The organism is Actinoplanes sp. NPDC021490 (assembly GCF_055562135.1).
The window spans coordinates 133,746-152,662 of record NZ_JBVHFW010000008.1 but is presented as its reverse complement, the minus strand read 5'-3'; the positions used below and the strand labels follow the sequence as shown (position 1 = coordinate 152,662).

Annotated in this window: 16 protein-coding genes; 9 read left to right on the top strand and 7 right to left on the bottom strand. The window is 70.9% G+C overall.

Features of this window, described 5'->3' with window-relative positions; all coding sequences use genetic code 11:
- Window positions 1-1,098 (top strand): Gfo/Idh/MocA family protein, encoded by a 1,098-nt coding sequence (locus tag ACZ3I4_RS22405; protein ID WP_465383926.1) that lies wholly within the window; start codon window positions 1-3, stop codon window positions 1,096-1,098.
- Here the strand turns inward: ACZ3I4_RS22405 and ACZ3I4_RS22400 are convergent.
- The gene (locus ACZ3I4_RS22400) at window positions 1,095-2,732 is read right to left on the bottom strand and encodes a PAS domain-containing protein (RefSeq protein WP_465383925.1); all 1,638 of its coding nucleotides are present in this window, start codon (window positions 2,730-2,732) and stop codon (window positions 1,095-1,097) included. The two genes, ACZ3I4_RS22405 and ACZ3I4_RS22400, sit on opposite strands and share 4 nt — an antisense overlap.
- Before the next feature lie 196 nt (window positions 2,733-2,928).
- On the opposite strand from ACZ3I4_RS22400, the gene ACZ3I4_RS22395 reads away from it, so the two are divergent.
- Both ACZ3I4_RS22395 and ACZ3I4_RS22390 read left to right on the top strand, forming a co-directional pair.
- Window positions 2,929-4,149 carry an MFS transporter gene (locus ACZ3I4_RS22395; RefSeq protein WP_465383924.1) on the top strand — a complete coding sequence of 407 codons (1,221 nt, stop codon included), beginning with the start codon at window positions 2,929-2,931 and terminating at the stop codon, window positions 4,147-4,149.
- A 71-nt stretch (window positions 4,150-4,220) separates the two neighbouring features.
- Window positions 4,221-6,113, top strand: coding sequence for a S41 family peptidase (locus tag ACZ3I4_RS22390; protein WP_465383923.1), 1,893 nt, complete (start codon window positions 4,221-4,223; stop codon window positions 6,111-6,113).
- A 4-nt stretch (window positions 6,114-6,117) separates the two neighbouring features.
- Here ACZ3I4_RS22390 and ACZ3I4_RS22385 read toward each other — a convergent pair whose 3' ends face one another.
- The 4 genes from ACZ3I4_RS22385 to ACZ3I4_RS22370 are packed head-to-tail and all read right to left on the bottom strand — an operon-like array spanning window position 6,118 to window position 9,906.
- Window positions 6,118-6,864, bottom strand: a complete 747-nt coding sequence (locus ACZ3I4_RS22385; RefSeq protein ID WP_465383922.1) for a DUF6807 domain-containing protein — start codon at window positions 6,862-6,864, stop codon at window positions 6,118-6,120.
- Window positions 6,861-7,664, bottom strand: coding sequence for a sugar phosphate isomerase/epimerase family protein (locus ACZ3I4_RS22380; protein ID WP_465383921.1), 804 nt, complete (start codon window positions 7,662-7,664; stop codon window positions 6,861-6,863). Before ACZ3I4_RS22380 ends, ACZ3I4_RS22385 begins: the two co-directional genes overlap by 4 nt.
- Window positions 7,661-8,758, bottom strand: a complete 1,098-nt coding sequence (locus tag ACZ3I4_RS22375; protein WP_465383920.1) for a dihydrodipicolinate synthase family protein — start codon at window positions 8,756-8,758, stop codon at window positions 7,661-7,663. Before ACZ3I4_RS22375 ends, ACZ3I4_RS22380 begins: the two co-directional genes overlap by 4 nt.
- Window positions 8,755-9,906, bottom strand: coding sequence for a Gfo/Idh/MocA family protein (locus ACZ3I4_RS22370; RefSeq protein WP_465383919.1), 1,152 nt, complete (start codon window positions 9,904-9,906; stop codon window positions 8,755-8,757). Before ACZ3I4_RS22370 ends, ACZ3I4_RS22375 begins: the two co-directional genes overlap by 4 nt.
- 136 nt (window positions 9,907-10,042) lie before the next feature.
- Between ACZ3I4_RS22370 and ACZ3I4_RS22365 the strand changes: the two genes are divergently transcribed.
- From ACZ3I4_RS22365 to ACZ3I4_RS22350, 4 genes are all read left to right on the top strand, one after another.
- Window positions 10,043-11,050 carry a LacI family DNA-binding transcriptional regulator gene (locus tag ACZ3I4_RS22365; RefSeq protein WP_465383918.1) on the top strand — a complete coding sequence of 336 codons (1,008 nt, stop codon included), beginning with the start codon at window positions 10,043-10,045 and terminating at the stop codon, window positions 11,048-11,050.
- 900 nt (window positions 11,051-11,950) lie between these two features.
- Complete coding sequence (locus ACZ3I4_RS22360) at window positions 11,951-13,069, top strand: pectinesterase family protein (protein WP_465383917.1); 1,119 nt, start codon at window positions 11,951-11,953, stop codon at window positions 13,067-13,069.
- Between the two features lie 692 nt (window positions 13,070-13,761).
- Window positions 13,762-15,129 carry a pectate lyase family protein gene (locus ACZ3I4_RS22355; RefSeq protein WP_465384114.1) on the top strand — a complete coding sequence of 456 codons (1,368 nt, stop codon included), beginning with the start codon at window positions 13,762-13,764 and terminating at the stop codon, window positions 15,127-15,129.
- A 650-nt stretch (window positions 15,130-15,779) separates the two neighbouring features.
- A complete protein-coding gene (locus tag ACZ3I4_RS22350) occupies window positions 15,780-16,391 on the top strand; it encodes an NADPH-dependent F420 reductase (RefSeq protein ID WP_465383916.1) in 612 nt (203 codons plus the stop codon).
- Here ACZ3I4_RS22350 and ACZ3I4_RS22345 read toward each other — a convergent pair.
- Window positions 16,388-17,110 carry an anti-sigma factor family protein gene (locus tag ACZ3I4_RS22345; protein ID WP_465383915.1) on the bottom strand — a complete coding sequence of 241 codons (723 nt, stop codon included), beginning with the start codon at window positions 17,108-17,110 and terminating at the stop codon, window positions 16,388-16,390. The two genes, ACZ3I4_RS22350 and ACZ3I4_RS22345, sit on opposite strands and share 4 nt — an antisense overlap.
- Window positions 17,107-17,640 (bottom strand): sigma-70 family RNA polymerase sigma factor, encoded by a 534-nt coding sequence (locus tag ACZ3I4_RS22340; protein WP_465383914.1) that lies wholly within the window; start codon window positions 17,638-17,640, stop codon window positions 17,107-17,109. The genes ACZ3I4_RS22345 and ACZ3I4_RS22340 overlap by 4 nt, the downstream gene beginning before the upstream one ends.
- Before the next feature lie 212 nt (window positions 17,641-17,852).
- On the opposite strand from ACZ3I4_RS22340, the gene ACZ3I4_RS22335 reads away from it, so the two are divergent.
- Window positions 17,853-18,644 carry a COG4315 family predicted lipoprotein gene (locus ACZ3I4_RS22335; RefSeq protein WP_465383913.1) on the top strand — a complete coding sequence of 264 codons (792 nt, stop codon included), beginning with the start codon at window positions 17,853-17,855 and terminating at the stop codon, window positions 18,642-18,644.
- 94 nt (window positions 18,645-18,738) lie between these two features.
- Complete coding sequence (locus ACZ3I4_RS22330; RefSeq protein ID WP_465383912.1) at window positions 18,739-18,903, top strand: hypothetical protein; 165 nt, start codon at window positions 18,739-18,741, stop codon at window positions 18,901-18,903.
- Window positions 18,904-18,917 lie beyond the last annotated feature (14 nt).

Here is an 18,917-nt window from a genome sequence, read left to right as displayed (position 1 = left end):
GTGACGGCCCGGGTGGCGCTGATCGGCGCCAACGGGCACGGACGGTGGCATCGGCGGAACATCGGCGATCGGCTGGTGGGCCTGGCCGACCTGCAGCCGATCTCGCCGCCGCCGGACGCGCCCGCGTTCACCGATCACCGCCGGCTGCTGGCCGAGACCCGGCCCGACGTGGTGGTGATCTGCACGCCGCCGCACACCCACCTGCCCATCGCCCTCGACGCCCTCGACGCCGGCTGCGACCTGCTGCTGGAGAAGCCGCCGGTGACCTCGCAGGCCGCGCACCACACGCTGGCCGAGGCCGTGTCGCGGGCGGGCCGGGCCTGCCAGGTCGGCTTTCAGGCGCTCGGATCGCAGGCGTGGGCCCGGTTCCGCTCGGCCCTGAACCCGTCGCTGACGGCGCTGACCGCGGTGGCCTCGTGGAAACGGGACGACGCCTACTACGCCCGTTCGCCGTGGGCCGGGCGCCGCTCGGTGAACGGCCGGCCGGTGGTCGACGGCGCCCTGGTCAATCCGCTCGCCCACGCGGTGATGCAGGCGCTGGCGGCCGGGGCGGCGGCCGGAGCCGGGCGGCCGCGGCTGCTCGAGGTCGAGCGCTACCGGGTGCGGCCGATCGAGGTCGAGGACACGGCGTTCGCCCGGATCACGTTCGACAGCGGGCTGCCGCTGCTGGTGGCGGTCACGCTGGCGGGCGAGGACTTCATCGCGGGCGAGATCGAGGCGCGCGGCCCGGGCGGGCGGGCGCTGCTCGAATACCCGACCGACCGGCTGGCGCTGCCCGGCGACCCGGCGCCCGTCGAGGTGCCCGGCCGCACCGACCTGCTGACCAATTTGCTCGACCACCGGTCGGACGGCGCCGGACTGCTGGTGCCGCTGGAGTCGACGGCCGACTTCACGGTGGTGCTGGAGGCCCTGACCGCGCCCGACGTCCCCGCACCCCATCTGCTGACCGCCGACGTCGTCAAGATCGAGGGCCCGGCCCGTACGATCCCCGGCGTCAACGACCTGCTGCGCCGGGCCGCCGACACGCTCGCGCTCCCCTCCGAGCTGGGCGTGGCGTGGGCCGCCGGTCCGCATCGGCGGCGGCTTCCCCTGTCCTAATAGCGGAACTTGTGCCGAGAGCTGCGCCGGTTCACCCGGGCCGGTAGGTCCTCCAGGTTGTCGCCATGGCGCAGCTTCTCGTCCGGCTCATGGCCCTGGGGGAAATCCCGCATGGTCACCACGAACCCCTGGACCAGGCGGTCCGCCCGCAGGTCACGGTAGGTGGCTTCGACCAGCACCTGGGTCTTGTCGGCCCGCAGCAGCGAGCAGAACACCACACCGTCACCGGAGCCGCCGAAGGCGCGGCGCACCTGGGCGCGGTCGTCCGGATGCACCAGCTCGTCGAGGGTGGCCAGCGGGGGAAGGTCGTCGGCGCCGAGCAGGTCGCGCAGCGACGGACTGGCGTATCGGATGCGCTGGTCGTCGTCGAGCACCACCATCATGTCGGCGCTGTTCCGGATCACCGCGCGCAGATAGAGGTCGCTGTCGCGGCGGCCGACCGCCTCGACCAGCGAGATGCGGTCCAGCGCGAGCGCGGCCTGACCGGCCAGCACCTCGAGGGTGTCGCGGGTGGCGGTGAGGGTGTCCCGGCGGCCGACCAGGATCAGGGCGCCACCGCTGGGCCGGGCGACGGCGAGCGGCTCCAGCCACAGCGGGCAGACCAGCGTGGCGTAGTCGCGATCGGCGTCCTCGATCCACCAGCTGCGGTGCGGTGGGCCGCTTCCGGGGCCGGGCACCGCCTCGAGAGTGAGGCTGCGGTCGTCGACGGCGAAGTCGGTGCTGCGGAGCGTGTCCGGCGGCATGAGCTCGGCGATCGCGGCCCGGACGGCCTCGTCCACGGCCGCGGTGTCGGCCGCGGCGACCAGCGCGGCGCTCGCCTGCCGCAAGCCGCGCTCCCGGGTCAGGGCCTGGCCGTTCAGGGTGACCGAGTCGATGAGCCGCGTGATGGTCAGCAGAAGGGTGATCGCACCGGCCACGGCGATCACCACGCCGTCATCGACCGTGCCGCGGACGGCCTCGATCAGCAGCACGACCGGCGGGGTGGCGACCGAGATGCCCAGCAGCGCCGCCCAGTGCACCCGCCACGGGCTCGGACGCGGCGCCGCGGGCTCGGTGAGCCGCACCATCGACGGGTGCAGCGCGGCCGCGCCCCAGGCCAGATAGAGCACCACGAACCCGGACTCGCTCAGCCGGCCCGGCCACAGTGGCTGCAGGATGTCGCTGACCAGCACCCCCACCGCCCCGATGACCAGCAGCGTGGCCGAGAGGTTCCGGCCCACGGCGATCAGCAGGCGGACGACCACGGCGAGGAGCAACAGGGCCCCGATGGCGTACGACCCGGAGACGTCGCCGATCCGGCCCGCGTCGCCGAGGACGAACACCCAGACCACCAGCAGCGCCGAGCAGGCGAACGCGAGCAGGTCGATGAGCCGGGCCCGGTCGACGAGAATCGCACCGATGCGGGTCAGCTGGAGCAGGGCGCAGGCGACCAGCACGCACATGATGTAGAAGCTGATGTCGGCCACTTCGGGCCGGTTCAACGCCGTCAGCACATCGCCGGCGGTGCTCGCCACGATGGCGCCGGCGAGCAGCAGCCACGGCCCGGTGCGGGCGGGCCGGTGACGTCGGACGCCGTAGAGGATGGCGCTCGCGCTGCCTGTTCCCAGCACAATCCATTCGATGGCCCTCAACACGCCTAACTAGTACCAGCGGCGTAGCGGTGTGTCCACGTCGTTATATACGTAGCGCTACGACTCGCACCCTTCCGTACGAATTCGTTTTCCCGTCCGGCCACGACCGGTTGATCGCGCGGGCGGAAACGGGGTTGCGAGACAAAGATGATCATGATGCGATGCGGATATGGGGGATTTACGGGTATCAGTAAGGAAGGTGTTGCCGCCGCCGGGGCTGCCGCGACGGCTGGCCACCCAGTCGGCGCTGCTCGGGGTCGGTGGCGGCACGTTCCTGACCGGCAGCGTCGTCTTCTTCACGCTGTACGTCGGACTGTCGCCGATCCAGGTCGGCATCGGGTTCTCGGTGGCCGGGCTGGTCGGGCTGGTCGGGTCGCTGCCCCTCGGGCACTTCGCCGACCGGATCGGCGGCCGGCGCGCCTGGGTCCTCGGCGCGCTGGGCGGGGCGCTCACCTTCGCCGCCTACCCGTTCACCGACGGGTTCTGGATGTTCCTCGCGCTGATCGCGATCGAGGCCGCGGCCGACACGCTGGCCAACGCGGGCCGGATGGTCTACACGGCGGCGGCCCTGCGGCGCGAGGAGCGCGTGCGCACGATGGCGTTCGTCCGGGCGTACCTCAATGTGGGCTTCACCGTCGGCTCGGGGCTCGGGGCGGCGGCGCTGGCCCTGGACTCGCGGGCCGGTCTGCTCGTGCTGGTGCTGGCCAACGCCGTGGGCCTGGCCCTCAACGCGCTCTTCGTGTCACGGATGCCCGCCCTGGCGCCGGTCGAGCCGTCCGCCGGCAAGCGGCCCAGCCCGTGGGGTGTGCTGCGCGACCACCCGTACACCGCCCTGGCCTCGCTCTTCGGCCTGCTCTGGCTCAACGCCACCCTCTTCGGCGAGGTCGTGCCGCTGTGGGCGATCACCATGACCGACGCGCCGAAACCACTGCTCGGCGTGCTCTTCGCGATCAACACGGTGATGGCGGTGGCGCTGCAGGTGCGGGCCACCCGGGGCGCGGACAGCCTGGCCGGGTCCACCCGGTTGCTGCGCTGGGCGGCGCTGGCCTCCGTCGCCGCGTGCCCGGTCGTCGCGCTCAGCGGATCGACACACGGGTGGGTGACCATCGCCCTGCTGGCCATCACGATCGTGCTGCTCACCGCGACCGAGCTGTGGATGTCGGGCGCGCAGTGGTACCTGCAGACCGAGATCCCGCCGGCCGACCAGCGCGGCGCCTACATGGGCGCGAGCAAGTCGGTCGGCGGGGTGACGAAGATGCTGGGCCCGGCCTCGCTGACGTTCCTGGCCATCCACACGGGCGGGTGGGGCTGGTGGGTGATCGCCGCCATCTTCGTGGTCGCGTGGGCCGCGGCCGCGCCGATCGTGGCCTGGGTCGAGCGGACCCCGCGCAACGGCGTCACCGCTCCCGCCGGGGTGTAGTCCTTGATCGGACAGCCACGGACGGTATGCGCGGACCTACGCTGAACCCCTTCGCGGCGGGAGGGATCACCATGACCCAGGCTGTTTCACTCACGGACTTTCTCGGCGCGACCGAGGCCGGGCGGCTCACGCTCGCACAGCGCCGGCTCATCGTCGAGCAGGCGCGGCTGGTGCTCGAGCAGAGCTACGCGCTGCTGCCGTTCAAGATGGCCCGCTACGGCATCAACCCGTTGCAGCGGCTGCGGTTGCTCTCGCAGCGGCTCGACCGCGACGGCGACCCGGAGCTCGAGTGGCGCATGCACGCCGAGCTCGTCGACGTCTTCAACTCGCTGCGCGACCTGCACACCCGCTACACGCTTCCGCAGCCGTACAACGGGGTCGGCGTCTTCCTGCCGTTCCTGCTCAAGGAGTTCACCGAGGACGGTCGCCGGCGTTATCTGGTCAGCAAGCGCCAGGCCGCCCAGTCCGACCTGGACCTCGGCGAGTTCCGCTTCGGCGTCGAGGTCACCCACTGGAACGGGGTGCCGATCGCGCGGGCGATCGAGCGGTTCGGCGACCGGCTGCCGGGGGCCAACCCCGACGCGCGCCATGCCCGGGCCTTGCAGATGTTCACCGTACGGTCGCTGGCCTTCGCGCCGCCGCCGGACGAGGAGTGGATCATCGTCGGCTATCTGGACGCTCACGGCGAGGCCCACGAGGTCCGCATGACCTGGCAGGCGACGCCGATCGCGGCGGCCACCGAGAACGCGAGCGGCACGGCCGGCACCCCTCTCGGCGTCGACATCGAGGGCGCCCAGCTGGCCCGGCTGCGCGCCGCTCTGTTCGCGCCCGAGGCCCTGATCGCCGAGGAGACCGGGCAGGAGATCACCGCCGACACGCCCGGCAGCGTCGCGGTCAGCCCCGACCTGGCCACCGTGTTCGAGGCCCGCCGGGTCACCGTGGGCGGCCGAATGGCCGGACACCTGCGGATCCGCACGTTCATGCCCACCGCCGGCGGCATCGTGGCGTTCGTCCGCGAGTTCGCGCGGCTGCTCGGCGCGCTGCCGCCGGACGGTCTCGTGCTCGACGTGCGCGGCAACGGCGGCGGCGCGGTCGTCGCCTCCGAGCTGTGCCTGCAGGCGCTCACCGCCCGCCCGGTCGAGCCGGAGCCGGCCCAGTTCGCGGCGACCGCGCTCAACCTGCGTCTGTGCCGCACCCGCGACGACCTGCGGCCCTGGCTCAAGTCGATGGACCAGGCGCTCGAGTCGGGCGCGCCCTATTCGGCCGGTGTCGCCTTCACCGAGCGCGAGTGGCTGGAGGCCGTGCCGCAGTCCTACTTCGGGCCGGTCGTGCTGCTCACCGACGCCCGCTGCTATTCGGCCACCGACATCTTCGCCGCCGGCTTCCAGGACAACGGCATCGGCCCGGTGCTGGGCACCGACGGCAACACCGGCGCCGGCGGCGGCAACGTCTGGCAGCTCGCCGACCTGATCGGTTCGCTGGCCGGTCAGGACGACGTGCCGTTCAAGCCGCTGCCGCTCGGCGCCGGCCTGTCGCTGGTCATCCGGCGCGTGCTGCGGGTCGGCGCCAACGCGGGCACGCCGCTCGAGGACTACGGCGTCGTCCCCGACGAGCGGCACAGCTCCACCCGGCGCGACATCGTCGAGGACGACGCCGACCTGCTGGCCGCGGCCGTCGCCCTGCTCGAGAAGTCGCCCGCGCGCCGGTTCGACGTCGAGCTGTCCGAGACCGGCGGCGACCTCACCGCGTCGTTCGGCGTACTCGGCATCGACCGGGCCGACATCGAGGCCGACGGCCGTCCCCGTTGCAGCGCCGACCTGAGCGGCGGCCCGGTCACGGTCACCGGTGGCGCGGGCGCCCGCATGGTCCGGGTCCGCGGCTTCGACTCCGGCGAGCTCGTGGCCCAGCGCACCTACCTCCGCAAGGGCGCCGCCCTGCAGCAGCTCCAGACCCTCGAAGACTGACCCGCTACAGATCGGCCACCAGCACCCGGAGGTGGCGGGACAGGGTTTCGCCGGCCGGGATGACCAACGGCTTCTCCCAGGCGAGGGCCGCGCACACGCCGATGTATTCGCCGGTGCGGATGAACCAGCGGTCCTCGACGGCCAGCCCCCGGAACGTCAGCGCGTATCGGTCGTCCACGGTCAGCGTCACCGAGTCGGCCGTGCTTCCGTGGGGCTGGTCGGCCACCGCCCGGCCCGGCGGGCAGCGCCAGAAGAAACCGCCATAACCCGCTTCCCCCGTACGCCCGTGGGTGGCCGGACTGCCCAGCGACACCTCGAGGCCCGGGGCGGTCGTCAGGGCGTACCGGAAGGACAGCTCCCACCCGCCGGGCGCCGCGGCCGCCTCGATGGTCCGCCGCTCGGTCAGCAACGTCCGTTCGTCGCCGTCGCACCAGCGCAGCTTCTCCGACAGGCTCCCCGGTGCGGACTCCGACCAGCCGTCGTGCCGGATCGTGCCGTGGTCGGTGAGCCACGTGTAACCCTGGTCGCGGACGAACGTGCGGCCGCCCCAGAAGTTCCAGCCGTTGACGTCGGCGATCGTCACCGACGCGCCCAGATGCCAGGGGTGGTCGAAGCACAGCTCGTCGGTGACCACGGTCCCGCCCAGGGTGCGCACCGGGTGCAGGTACGGCCGGGGCGCGAGCCGGATGTCGAGCGGAGGATCCACCACGTACGTGGCAACGACCGTGTCGCCGACGCGCAGGAAGCTCACGCGACGGCCGCCTCGTAGCCCGCGATCGCCTCGGCCAGAACGGAAGCGCCCGGCCGCGACCAGACCTCCTCGTGGAACACCTCGACCTCGACGTACCCGTCGTAGCCGGTCTCTCGTACGGCCTGGGCGAACCGGCGCATGTCGACCGACCCCGTCCCGGGCAGTCCCCGGCCCAGCAGGACACCGGCGGGCAGCGGCGTGATCCAGTCGGCGAGCTGGAACGCGGCTATCCGGCCCTCGCGCCCGGCCTCGGCGATGCCGTCCCACACGGTGTCGTCCCACCACAGGTGATAGGTGTCGATGACCACGCCGACGGCCTCGGCCGGGTAGGGCGCCGCCAGCCGCAGGGCCTGGCCGAGGCTGGCCACCACGCAGCGGTCGGAGCAGAACATCGGGTGCAGCGGCTCGATCGCCAGGCGTACGCCCGCGGCCAGCGCGTCCGGCACCAGCGCGCCGATCGCGTCGCCCACGTGCCGGCGAGCACCGTCGAGGTCGCGGCTCGACCCCGGCAGCCCGCCGCTGACCAGCACGAGCGTGTCGGTTCCGAGCTGATGGGCCTGCTCGATGGCGCGCCGGTTCTCGTCGTACCAGCCGGCCTCGTGGAAGAACCCGCCCCGGCACAGCGACGAGACCGTCAGCCCGGCATCCCGTACGAGGGAAGCGGCCTTGTCGGTGCCGAAGTCGGTGACTTCCTCACGCCACAGGCCGACCGCCTGCACGCCCGCCGCCACGCAGCCGGGCACGAGTTCGTCGAGCGGCCAGCGTTTGGTGGTGGCCTGGTTGAGCGAGAAGCCCCTCATCGGTCCAGTCCCACGGTCGTCAGCCAGGCGCCGGCCCGGTGCGCGGCCAGCTCGGCGTCGGGCAGCAGACCCGCCTCGTCGGCCAGCTGCATCAGCGTGAGCAGGTGCCGCGGCGAGCGTCCGGACTGCGCGCCGTTGACCATCGTGAGGTGGTCCTGATGGCCGGCCAGCCAGTTCAGGAACACGATGCCGGTCTTGTAGTGGTAGGTCGGCGCGGCGAACAGGTGCCGCGCGAGGGGCAGGGTCGGCTCGAGAATGCGCGAGTACGTCCCGGTGTCGCCCGCGTCGAGCGCCCGGAAAGCGCTGGCGGCCGGCGGCGCGATGACCGCGAGCACCCCGAGCAGCGCCTCGGAGTGACCCTGGTCGTCACCGAGGATCAGCGACGGATAGTTGAAGTCGTCGCCGGTGTACATCCGCACGCCCGCGGGCAGCCGGCGCCGCATCTCGATCTCGTAGTCGGCGTCGAGCAGCGACAGCTTGATGCCGGCGATCCGGTCCCGGTGCTCGCCGATGATCTCGAGGACGGCCTCGCGGTTGCCCCAGTACCCGGCCAGCGCGGGGTCGAACGCCTCCCCCAGCCAGTGCAGCAGAACGGGCTTGTCCGATTGCGACAGCAGCTCGCCGTAGACGCGTTTGAAGTCGTCGGCGTCGCGCGCGGCCGCGGCCAGGTGCCGGCTGCACATCAGCACGGGCGTCGCCCCGGCGTCCCGTACGTCGTGAAGCTGTTCCAGATAGGCCTTGGTGATCTCGTCGAGGGTCGCCGGGCCGGGCGGCAGCTGGTCGGTGCCGACGCCGGCCACGATCGCGCCGCCGACCGACCGGGCCTCGGCGGCACTGCGGCGGATCAGCTCGCGGGTGGCCGGATAGTCCAGCCCCGCGCCGCGCTGGGCGGTGTCCATGGCCTCGGCCACCCCGAAGCCGTACGACCACAGGTGGTGCCGGAAACGCAGCGTGGTGTCCCAGTCGAGCGCGGCCGGGGCGCCGGGGATGTTCTCGCCGCCGGGGTCGGCCGTGACGGGCGCGGCGGCGTACGCGATGCGGCTCGTGAACGGCTCGCCGGGCGTGTATTCGCTGCCGCGGCCGCTGAACCTCATCGGCCCAGCTCCGGAATCTCCAGGCGGCGGCCCTCGAGCGACGACTGCAGCCCGAGCTCGGCCACCTGCACGCCGCGGGCGCCCGCCCACAGGTCACCGGTGTAGGGCCCGTCCTCGGCCACGTACCGCAGGAACTGCTCCCACTGGGCCCGGAAACCGTTGACGAAGACCTCGTTGTCGGGAACCTGCTGCCACTGATCGCGGAAGCGCTGCGCGGTCGGCACGTCCGGGTCCCAGACCGGCTTGGGGGTGGCGGCGCGCGGCTGGACCCGGCAGTGGTGCAGTCCGGCCACCGCGCTGCCGTGCGTGCCGTCGACCTGGAACTCCACCAGTTCGTCGCGATTGACCCGTACGGCCCACGAGCTGTTGATCTGGGCCATGATGCCGCCGTCCAGCTCGAACAGGCCGTAGACGGCGTCGTCGGCGGTGGCCGCGTAGGGCTCGCCCGACTCGTCCCAGCGCCGGTCGATGTGCGTGACCGAGCGAGCGGTCACCGACCGTACGGGGCCGAAGATCTGCTCCAGGACGTAGTGCCAGTGCGGGAACATGTCGAGCGTGATGCCGCCGCCGTCGGCCGTCCGGTAGTTCCACGACGGACGCTGCGCGGACTGCCAGTCACCTTCGAAAACCCAATAGCCGAATTCCCCCCGTACGGAGAGGATGCGCCCGAAGAAGCCGCCGCGCACCAGCCGGAGCAGCTTCTGCAGGCCCGGCAGATAGAGCTTGTCCTGCACCACGCCGTGCTTGATGCCGGCCGCGTCCGCTTCCCGGGCCAGGTCGACCGCTTCGGTCAGGCTTTCGGCGACCGGCTTCTCGGTGTAGACGTGCTTGCCGGCCTCGATCGCGGCCCGCAGCGCCTTGACCCGGGCCGAGGTGACCTGCGCGTCGAAGTAGATCTGCACGTCGGGCCGGGCCAGGGCGCCGTCGAGGTCGGTGGTCCAGTCGGTGAGCCCGTGCTGCTCGGCCAGCGCGCGCAGCTTGGCCTCGCTGCGGCCGACGAGCACGGGTTCGGGCCAGAGGACGGTGCCGTCGCGCAGCGGGAGGCCGCCGTCCTCGCGGATGGCGAGAATCGAGCGGATCAGATGCTGACGCAGGCCCATCCGGCCGGTGACGCCGTTGAGGACAATGCCGAGTGGGGTGCGGTCCATGCTCTTTCCAGCCTCCGCTTCGCTCGCAAACCGCTTAGGTAAGCGCTTTCCTGATACCGTACGGGGCGTGGTGCCGGACGGGCAAGACCGTCGGCGGTATCCTCCGGTCGGCAGATATCTTCGTGTGGGGGTTGGCGTGGCGACCTTGGCGGACGTGGCGCGCCGCGCCGGGGTGTCGACGGCGACCGCCTCGCGCATCATCAACGGCAGTTCCAAGCCGGTGACCGACGAGCTGCGCACCCGCGTGCTGGCCGCGGTGGCCGAGCTGCGCTACGTGCCGAACGCGCACGCCCAGATGCTGGCCCGCTCCAACCGCAACGCCGTCGGCGTGCTGGTCCACGACGTCTCCGACCCGTACTTCGCCGAGATCACCCGAGGCCTGCAACGCGTCGCCACGGCCGGCGGCCGCCTGGTCATCATCTGCAACACGTTCCGCGAGCCCGAACGCGAACTGGAATACATCGACCTCCTGCACGCCCACCAGGTCGCGGCCATCGTGGTCGCCGGCTCGGGCTACCTGTCCTCCGACGCCGAGACCGAACTCGACGAACGCATGCGCGCCTTCGAGGCCACCGGCGGCCGCATCGCCGTGATCGGCCGCCACCACCACAGCTCCGACGCCGTGCTGCCCGCCAACGAGGAGGGCGGCTACCTGGCCGCGTCCCACCTCTTCGAACTGGGCCACACCGCCATCGGCGTCATCGCCGGCCCCGCCGTCCTGACCACCACGGCCGACCGCCTGGCCGGCCTGGAAAGAGCAGCCGCCGCCCACAACAAGAAACTGCACGTCATCCACTCCGACTTCACCCGCGACGGAGGCGAGGCCGCCACCACAGCCTTGCTGGCCGATGCGCCCTCGGTGACGGCGATCGCCGCCCTCAACGACTCGATGGCCGTCGGCGCCCTGGCCGCCATGCGAGCCGCGGGCCGTTTCCTGAGCGTGATCGGCTTCGACGACATGCCCATAGCCCGCGACGTCACACCCGCCCTGACCTCGATCCGCCTGCCCCTGGCCCGGCTGGGCGAGCGAGCGATGGAACTGGCCCTGAACCCGCCGCCCCCCGACGCCCCACCCCGGGTCGAAAAGATCGCCGCAGAATTGATCCGCCGCGAAAGCACGTGGCCGGTCTCCCAGTCCCACTGATTCGACGCCGCCCGGGACCGTTCCGCGCGTCACCGACGAAGACGTGCACGCCATCGAACGGTCGATCCATGCGCTGCGCCCCGTGGCCGGCCCGCCGCCGACGAGAACGCGCACGCCACCGGACCATCGATCCACACCGCACTCCTGGGCCTGGCTGCATCCACGCCCAGGGGGACTCCCGCTGACCGACCGTCGCCTACGCCGATCCACGCCGAACGGGACGTCGTAAGTTCAAGCCGGAGCCCGAGCCGGAGTTCGAGTTCGAGTTCGAGTTCGAGTCCGAGTCCGAGTTCGAGTTCGAGTCCGAGTCCGAGTCCGAGTCCGAGTCCGAGTCCGAGTCCGAGTCCGAGTCCGAGTCCGAGTCCGAGTCCGAGTCCGAGTCCGAGTCCGAGTCCGACTTCGACTTCGACTTCGACTTCGAGTCATTCGATCGTGCGACGCAGCGCCGCCCTGAGCGCATCGCCCGGGCCGGTTCCGCCACGGGCGACCCGATCTCCTTCCTTCGGCGAACCGCGTTGATCACCCCGTCGAGGGTCACATCTTTGTCGAGCCTCGACGAGTACCTCTCACGGGCAGTCAGTGATCCTCGGGCGGGCAGCCCGGTGTCTCGCTCCCCCCGGTGCACCGCCAAGCCGCAGGCCTCCACAACACTCCCGCACGCCGCCCAGTCCGCCGCCTGCCACCGAGTTTGCCGCCACCGCTCGGGATCGGGTCGTGCGAGCTTTTCGGCTCGGCGTTTGCAGATCATGAGGGGCTTGCAGGGACAACGAGGCGGCGGTTCGCAGGCGGTTTGCAGGCTTGGGCCGTTCTATTGACCTACGCCTATGGACACTCCTATGGTCCATCAGGAAAGGGCTTACCTCAGGCATTTTGCTTGATCGACCGGACGGGAAGTGCGGCATGCGCAGACGGACGTTTCTTGGCGTCTCGACGGGGGTCATCACGGCGGCCTCGATGTTCGGTGGGCGCGCCGCCTCCGCCTCGACGGGAACGGCATGGCACGCGGCAGGGTCAGGGACGGCGGAGGCCGGGGGTGCCGGGCAGCTCGGCATCCCCGTACGGGTCGTAGTGGCCGCGGACGGTAGCGGGGACTTTGCCGGCATTCAGGCGGCCGTTGATGCCGTGCCGGCGGGCAACGCGACGCCCTTCGTGATCGGGGTGCGGCCGGGGACGTACGCGGGAAGGGTTGTCATCCCGTCCGATCGCCCGCTCGTCACGATCGTCGGACTCGGACGGCGGACCTCCGATGTGGTGATCGCCGATGACCGCGCCAACGGGACGCCCAATCCGGCCGGCGGCACGTGGGGCACGACGGGCAGTGCGTCGGTCACCGTGGACGGGGCGGGTTTCCGGGCGCACAACTTGACGTTCGCTAACCTGTTCGATGAGGCGGCCCACCCCGAGATCACCAACCGGCAGGCGGTCGCCGTGCTGACGCGCGCCGATCGGGTCGCCTTCACCCGCGTACGGTTCCTCGGCAACCAGGACACGTTGTACGCGAACAGTCCCGCAGCAACGACGATCGCTCGCGCATACTTCCGCGACTGCTACGTCGAGGGCGACGTCGACTTCATCTTCGGGCGGGCCACGGCCGTCTTCGACCGCTGCCGCATCCACTCGCTCGACCGCGACTCGACCCCCCGCGGGTACGTGACCGCGCCGAGCACCGACATCACAAACGCGCACGGTTTCCTGTTCGCCCGATGCGCGTTCACGTCCGACGCACCGGAAGCGAGCGTCTTCCTCGGACGTCCGTGGCACCCCAGCCAGGACCCGAACGCCATCGGCCAGACAATCATCCGCGATTCGCGCATCGACGCGCACATCGGAGCAACCGCATGGAGCGACTTCGGCACGTGGCCCTGGCGCGAGGCCCGCTTCGCCGAGTACCGCAACCACGGCCGCGGCGCCCTGATCTCCCCCGACCGCCCGCAACTCACACCGGCCGAAGCCGCCGCGCAGACCGTCCCCGCCTTCCTGCGCGGCGCCGACAACTGGTCACCCGATCGCCGTCCCTGACTTCCGCGCCGACCAGCCCCCTCCGCCCGCGTAGGAGATCCACGAGAGGCCCCGCTGAGCGCGTTCGTACAGGGCGCCACCGTGAACCGGGTCGGCGGTTGATTACGCGTTCGTACAGAAGACCGCGGAGAGCCCAACTCGGCGTTCAGCACATTCGCGCAGAAACCAGTCGCGGGCCGACTGGACGTTCCTGCGCGTTCGCGCAAGACCACAGGAGGCCCGGCTCAGCGTCGAGCGCGTTAACTGTGGAGACGCTGAAAGCTCGGTCGGAGTAGAAGCGGGTTTGCGCAGGATACCGGCGACAAGCACGACTGAGCGTTGACGCGCGTTCGCGCAGAAGACCGCGTGAAGTGCCATCTGGTGCTGCGCGCCTTGCGCAGGAATCGCGGAGCAGCACGACTGAGCGTTGATGCGCGTTCGCGCAGACGACTGCGCGAACCGCCACTCGATGCTGAGCGGGCGTCCATGCAGGAGCCGGCGGGAACCACCGACTCAACCGTGGGCGTACCTCCGCGCCGGGGGCCGGTGGGGTGTTGCGGTGGGCATCTGCGGGAGCGGGCGCGGAGCGGTGGGACTGCAAAATTCCTGCGTTGTTGGAGTTATTGACGGCGGTCGAGCTGCGTGTGACCGTGGCGGCAAGCGCTTTCCTGCATGTGGATGCGGCTTTTCGCTGCCGCTTGAGAGGAACTGTTATGCCCATCGCTTCTGCGGCCGGAGTCGTTGCCGCGTTGCTGTTTACGCTGGCTGCGCCGCCGGTTGCGGGTCAACCGGTTGCCGGTCGCACGACTGTCGCCGGGCAGGCTGGTGCCAGTCCGGCCGCGCTCGCTCTGGCCCGGCAGGGCATCGCGCCTGATGACGGCTGGGCCGCGGCGGGGGCAGGGACGAGCGGCGGGTCGGCGGCGGATGACGCGCACGTGTTTGTGGTGCGCAATCGCGCGGAGCTCATTGAGGCTCTGGGCGGCAATGCGCTCACGAACGGACAGAACGCGACGCCGAAGATTGTTCTCGTCAGCGGGCGGATCGACCTGAGCCGGGATGATGCCGGGAACGTGCTGTCGTGCGGCGACTTCGCGGATCCGGCGTACTCGCTCGATGCCTTCCTCGCCGCCTATGACCCGGCGGTGTGGGGGCGGGCGGCCAAGCCGTCGGGGGTGCTCGAGGAAGCTCGGGTTCGTTCGGCCAAGCGGCAGTCGGACCAGATTCGCGTCAATGTGGGCAGCAATACGACGATTTTGGGCGTCAACGGTGGGCGGCTCGAGCATGGCAGCCTCGTGCTGACCAATGTGAGCAACGTGATCGTACGGAATCTGGAAGTCACCGACGCCGCGGACTGCTTCCCGGCCTGGGATCCGACCGACGGCTCGGCCGGCAACTGGAACTCGCTCTACGATCTGGTGTCGCTCAGCGGCGCGACCAACGTGTGGCTCGATCACAACACGTTCAGCGACGGCAACAACCATGATCAGGACCAGCCGCTCTATTTCGGCCGGCCCTACCAGGTGCACGACGGGGCGACCGACTTCATCCGCGGCTCCGACCTGATCACGGTCTCGTGGAACGACTACTACGACCACGACAAGACGATGCTGATCGGCTCGACCGACACGCCCGGCGTCGACGTCGGCAAGCTGCGCGTCACCGTCCATCACAACCGGTTCGGCAACGTGATTCAGAGAGCTCCCCGCGTACGCTTCGGCCAGGTCGACGTGTTCAACAACCTCTACCTGGCGACGGACGAGGAATACGGCTACTCGCTGGGCGTGGGGGTCGAATCGAGCATCTACGCCGAGAACAACTACTTCCGCCTGGCCGCCGACGTGCCGCCGGCCGAGGTGATCGCCTATTGGAAGGGCACACGGATCACGGCTGTCGGCACGCTGGTGCAGACGTCACATCGCCCGGCCGCGCCGGTTGATCTGGTAGCCGCCTACAACGCCGCGTACGACCCCGACCTGATCCCGGACGCCGGCTGGACGCCCACCCTGCGCACCCGCCTCGACCCCACGGCGGCCGTGCCCGCGGTGGTCAACGCCGGAGTAGGCATCCGCCGCCTCCTCTGACCCGACAGCACCCGACGCTCCCAACAGCACCCACCGGTTCCAACAGCGCCCGACGGGGACCGACAGCACCCGACGGCGCGCAGCGGGGCCCGACGGCACCCGACAACTCCCGGCCGCGCCCGGCCGCACCCGACGGCACCTGACGTTCCCCGGCACGCGAACCCGTCGTGCCGGGGACGCCGGGACATCCCGGCAACGCCCAGCGACACCCGACAGCACCCGACGCTCCCCGCCACACAAACGCCTCGCGCCGGGGGGACGCCGGCAACGCCCAGCGACACCCGACAGCACCCGACGCTCCCCGCCACACGAACGCCTCGTGCCGGGGGGACGCCGGAACGTCCCGGCCACGCCCAGCGACACCCGGCAGCACCTGACGTTCCCCGCCACACGAACGCCTCGTGCCGGAGGACGCCGGAACATCCCGGCAACGCTTAGCGACACCCGACAGCACCCGACGCTCCCCGGCACGTGAACGCGTCGTGCCGGGGGACGCGGGAACATCCCGGTCGCGCGCTGCGGCCGGGAGTGTCGGCTGGGCCGCGGAGCAGGCGGGTTCAGGAGTGGTGCGGTTGTCCGGGCCGACGAGGCGTACGGGAAAATCAGTATTTGCCACTCGAAAGGGTGTCAGCTCGGGCACCCTGGGGGGCATGCACATCGGGGTGATCGGGGCTGGACAGCTCGGTGCGACGCTGGCCGAATGGTGCGCGGAGAGCGGGCACGACGTGGCTGTCACTTCGCGGCATCCGGAGCGGCTGGCGGGCGTGGTCGACCATCTTTTCGGGCATGGCACGGCGCTGCCGATCGCGCAGACGGCCGAGTTTGCCGACGTGGTGCTGTTCTCGCCCAACTGGGAGTCGGCCTACGAGGCGACCGAGTTGGCCGGAACGACGCTCGACGGCAAGATCATTATTGATGCCACGAATCCGACCGGGCCGGTCGGCGCGACCAGCGGCTTTGAGCAGCTTGTGCAGATGGCGCCGAAAGCGCACTGGGCTAAGGCCTTCAACACGCTGCCCGCGGCCACGCTCAACCGGCGCCGCGGGCATGATCCGCTGCTGGCCGAGTTCGTCTGCAGTGATCACCGGGACGCCCGTCAGGCCGCGTCGACGCTGATCCGCGACATGGGCTTCGCGCCGTTCTACGCCGGTGGCGCCGAGGCCGCGCGGCTCACCGAACCGGGCGGCCCGCTGCAGCACAACGAGGTCGACGTCTTCCACGCGCAGGACGCCCTGGCCGAGGCCCTGGCGGTCAACTTCTAGACCGGCACGGTGACGAACGTCTTTCCCGCGGTGTTGACCACGCGTACGGCCTCGACCTGCACCGGATCGATCAGCGCGCTGCCGTTGAGCGTCGTGCCGCCCGCCTCCCCGGCCGGTGACACGAGCCAGCTGCCCGCGACCGCCGTGGAACCGTCCCGGCCCACCACCTCGATCACGCATTTCTCGCCGGCCGGAATGCCCCCGACCGTGGCCGACACCCGGACCCATCCGGCGGCCGGCGTGACTGCGACCTCCATGCGCGACCCGGTGGACGGCTCGGTGGCCGACCCGACCCGGGCGCCCGCGGGCACCGACAGGGTCGCCGTCGGCTGGGCAAGCGGCTCGGCTGACGGGGCTGTTCCCCGGCCGACCAGCACCCCGCCCACGACGGCGATCGCGGCCACGGCGGCGGCGATCGAGGTGAGCGTGGCGACCCGCTTGTAACGCCGGCCGGACGACTCGCGGCGCACCTGACGCAGCGTGCGCTGCAGCAGCAGGTCGGCGTCGTCGGGCGGGCCGTCGAGAAGCATCTCCTCGGGCACCCCGCCGAGCTGGTCGGACCACTGTTTCAGCGAGTCGCGCTCGGCCCGGCACTCGGCGCAGCCCGCCAGGTGGGCCTCGGCCTGGGCCTTCTCCTCGTCGGAGAGCATCTCCAGCAGGTAGCCGGCCATGTCGACGTGCTCGTTCGCCGTGTTGTTCGCGCTCTCCGGCGTGCTCATGATGCCAACCGTTCCGTGCCGGCCTCGCGCAAGGCCCGCAACGCATAGAAGGATCGGGATTTGACCGTCCCGGGCGGGATGCCGAGCACTTCCGCGGCCTCGGCGACGGTGTTGCCTTTGAGATAGACCTGTTCGAGCACTTCACGATGCTCGGCGGAGAGCCGGCTGAGCGCGTCGACCACGACCATCGAGGTGACCACGCGGTCGGAGTGGTCCTGTTCGACAGCGGCGTCGGGCGGGCTCTCGGCGACCTCGGGCGGGCGCCGGTTCCGCGCGCGGATCTGATCCAGCACGATGTTGCGGCAAACCGTGAGCAGCCATCCCCGTACGGAGCCCTTGCCGTTGTTGAGGCTGTCGGGGTGCCGCCAGGCGCGCACCAGCGCCTCCTGGACCACGTCCTCGGCGGCGGCGCGATCTCGGGTCAGCTGCGTGGCGTACGCGAGCATGGCCCGTCCGTGTTCCTGAAACAACGATCTGACCAGGGCTTCATCGGCCACCTCCCGGTGCGGTCTTTGTCTGCTCGACGGCATCCTTTTCTCTCCCCGCGGCACTTTCACGTGCACGCCTCGCGTTACGAGAACGGAACGACATCGATGAAAGTACTGTGCTGCGGCTACTCGAAGTACGTAGCGGGTCGGCCACCCGGATCAAGATTTTCGGAAAGTGGCACATCCCGGTGAACCGGCCGGCGGGAGCCGTCGTGTGGAGGGCAGGCCTGGAAGATCTGAGACGGGAGACGGTCATGAGGAATATCTACGTCGCGGCGATTCTGGCCACCGGCCTGGCGAGCCTGACAGCTTGCGGGAGCCAGGGCGCCACCGAGTCCGCCGGGCAGGTGCCGGTGGCGGTGCAGGCCAGCCAGGCTCCGCCGAACCCGCAGGGCCCCGGTGAGCTGCCCGATCTGGCCGGCATCGAGGCGCCGCCCTCGGCCGAGGAACTGCCGGCGACCACCGACCCGGACCCGGCCGTGACCGAGCCGGCCGCCGACGCCGGCAACGCCGACGCTGACGACGCAGACGCCGCTCCCGAGCCCGCGGCCTCTCCGACCGTCGCGAAGACGCAGAAGTGGGTCAAGATCTTCAGCGGACCGTCGCAGAAGGACATCACCCCGCCGAAGTCGCGCACCAGCGGCAGCAAGACGGTCGAGCTCAACGCCACCGAGAACGCGCAGATCGGCACGTACGTCTCCGACGGCGCGGGCCGCACGCTCTACCGCTTCGACAACGACTCCAACAAGCCGCCCAAGTCGGTCTGTAACGGCGACTGCGCCACGGCCTGGCCGCCCCTGCTGATCAAGAGCCCCGGCAAGATCTTCCCGGACGGGATCGACCCCAAGATCCTGGGCTATGTCGAGCGCGCCGACGGCACCTGTCAGGTCACGATCAACGGCTGGCCGGTCTACTACTTCGTCGCCGACGCCAAGCCGGGCGACATCAACGGCCAGGGACTCAACGGCAAGTGGTTCGCGATCAAGCCGGACGGCGGCAAGACCGCCGCGGCGCCCGGCCCGCTCTCGTCGGGCGGCACCAAATAACTGAGCCTCACTTCTTATCGGGGGCGCGCCCGGTGGTCCTGGCGGGGACTGCCGGGCGCGGCTGTTTCCAGGCACGGGGCTCCGCACTTCCGGTTTGCCCGTCAGGCTGCCGACGCCGGAGCTGTTGACGGTCGCGCCGCTGCCGCAGGTGGCCCGGATGGCGGCGACGCCGCTGACGAACGCGATCTTGCCGATGAGCGGATTTGTCATGCCGACGACTCTGGCCCGGTCGCCCGGCGACATCCAGGTAATGACATGACCTGGTTGGGCCAC

Coding starts and splice junctions, on each gene's coding strand:
- ACZ3I4_RS22390 (WP_465383923.1), top strand. CDS start 4,221: ATGACCCAGGCTGTTTCACTCACGGACTTTCTCGGCGCGACCGAGGCC.
- ACZ3I4_RS22380 (WP_465383921.1), bottom strand. CDS start 7,664: ATGAGGGGCTTCTCGCTCAACCAGGCCACCACCAAACGCTGGCCGCTC.
- ACZ3I4_RS22375 (WP_465383920.1), bottom strand. CDS start 8,758: ATGAGGTTCAGCGGCCGCGGCAGCGAATACACGCCCGGCGAGCCGTTC.
- ACZ3I4_RS22370 (WP_465383919.1), bottom strand. CDS start 9,906: ATGGACCGCACCCCACTCGGCATTGTCCTCAACGGCGTCACCGGCCGG.
- ACZ3I4_RS22360 (WP_465383917.1), top strand. CDS start 11,951: ATGCGCAGACGGACGTTTCTTGGCGTCTCGACGGGGGTCATCACGGCG.
- ACZ3I4_RS22355 (WP_465384114.1), top strand. CDS start 13,762: ATGCCCATCGCTTCTGCGGCCGGAGTCGTTGCCGCGTTGCTGTTTACG.
- ACZ3I4_RS22350 (WP_465383916.1), top strand. CDS start 15,780: ATGCACATCGGGGTGATCGGGGCTGGACAGCTCGGTGCGACGCTGGCC.
- ACZ3I4_RS22345 (WP_465383915.1), bottom strand. CDS start 17,110: ATGAGCACGCCGGAGAGCGCGAACAACACGGCGAACGAGCACGTCGAC.
- ACZ3I4_RS22340 (WP_465383914.1), bottom strand. CDS start 17,640: ATGCCGTCGAGCAGACAAAGACCGCACCGGGAGGTGGCCGATGAAGCC.
- ACZ3I4_RS22335 (WP_465383913.1), top strand. CDS start 17,853: ATGAGGAATATCTACGTCGCGGCGATTCTGGCCACCGGCCTGGCGAGC.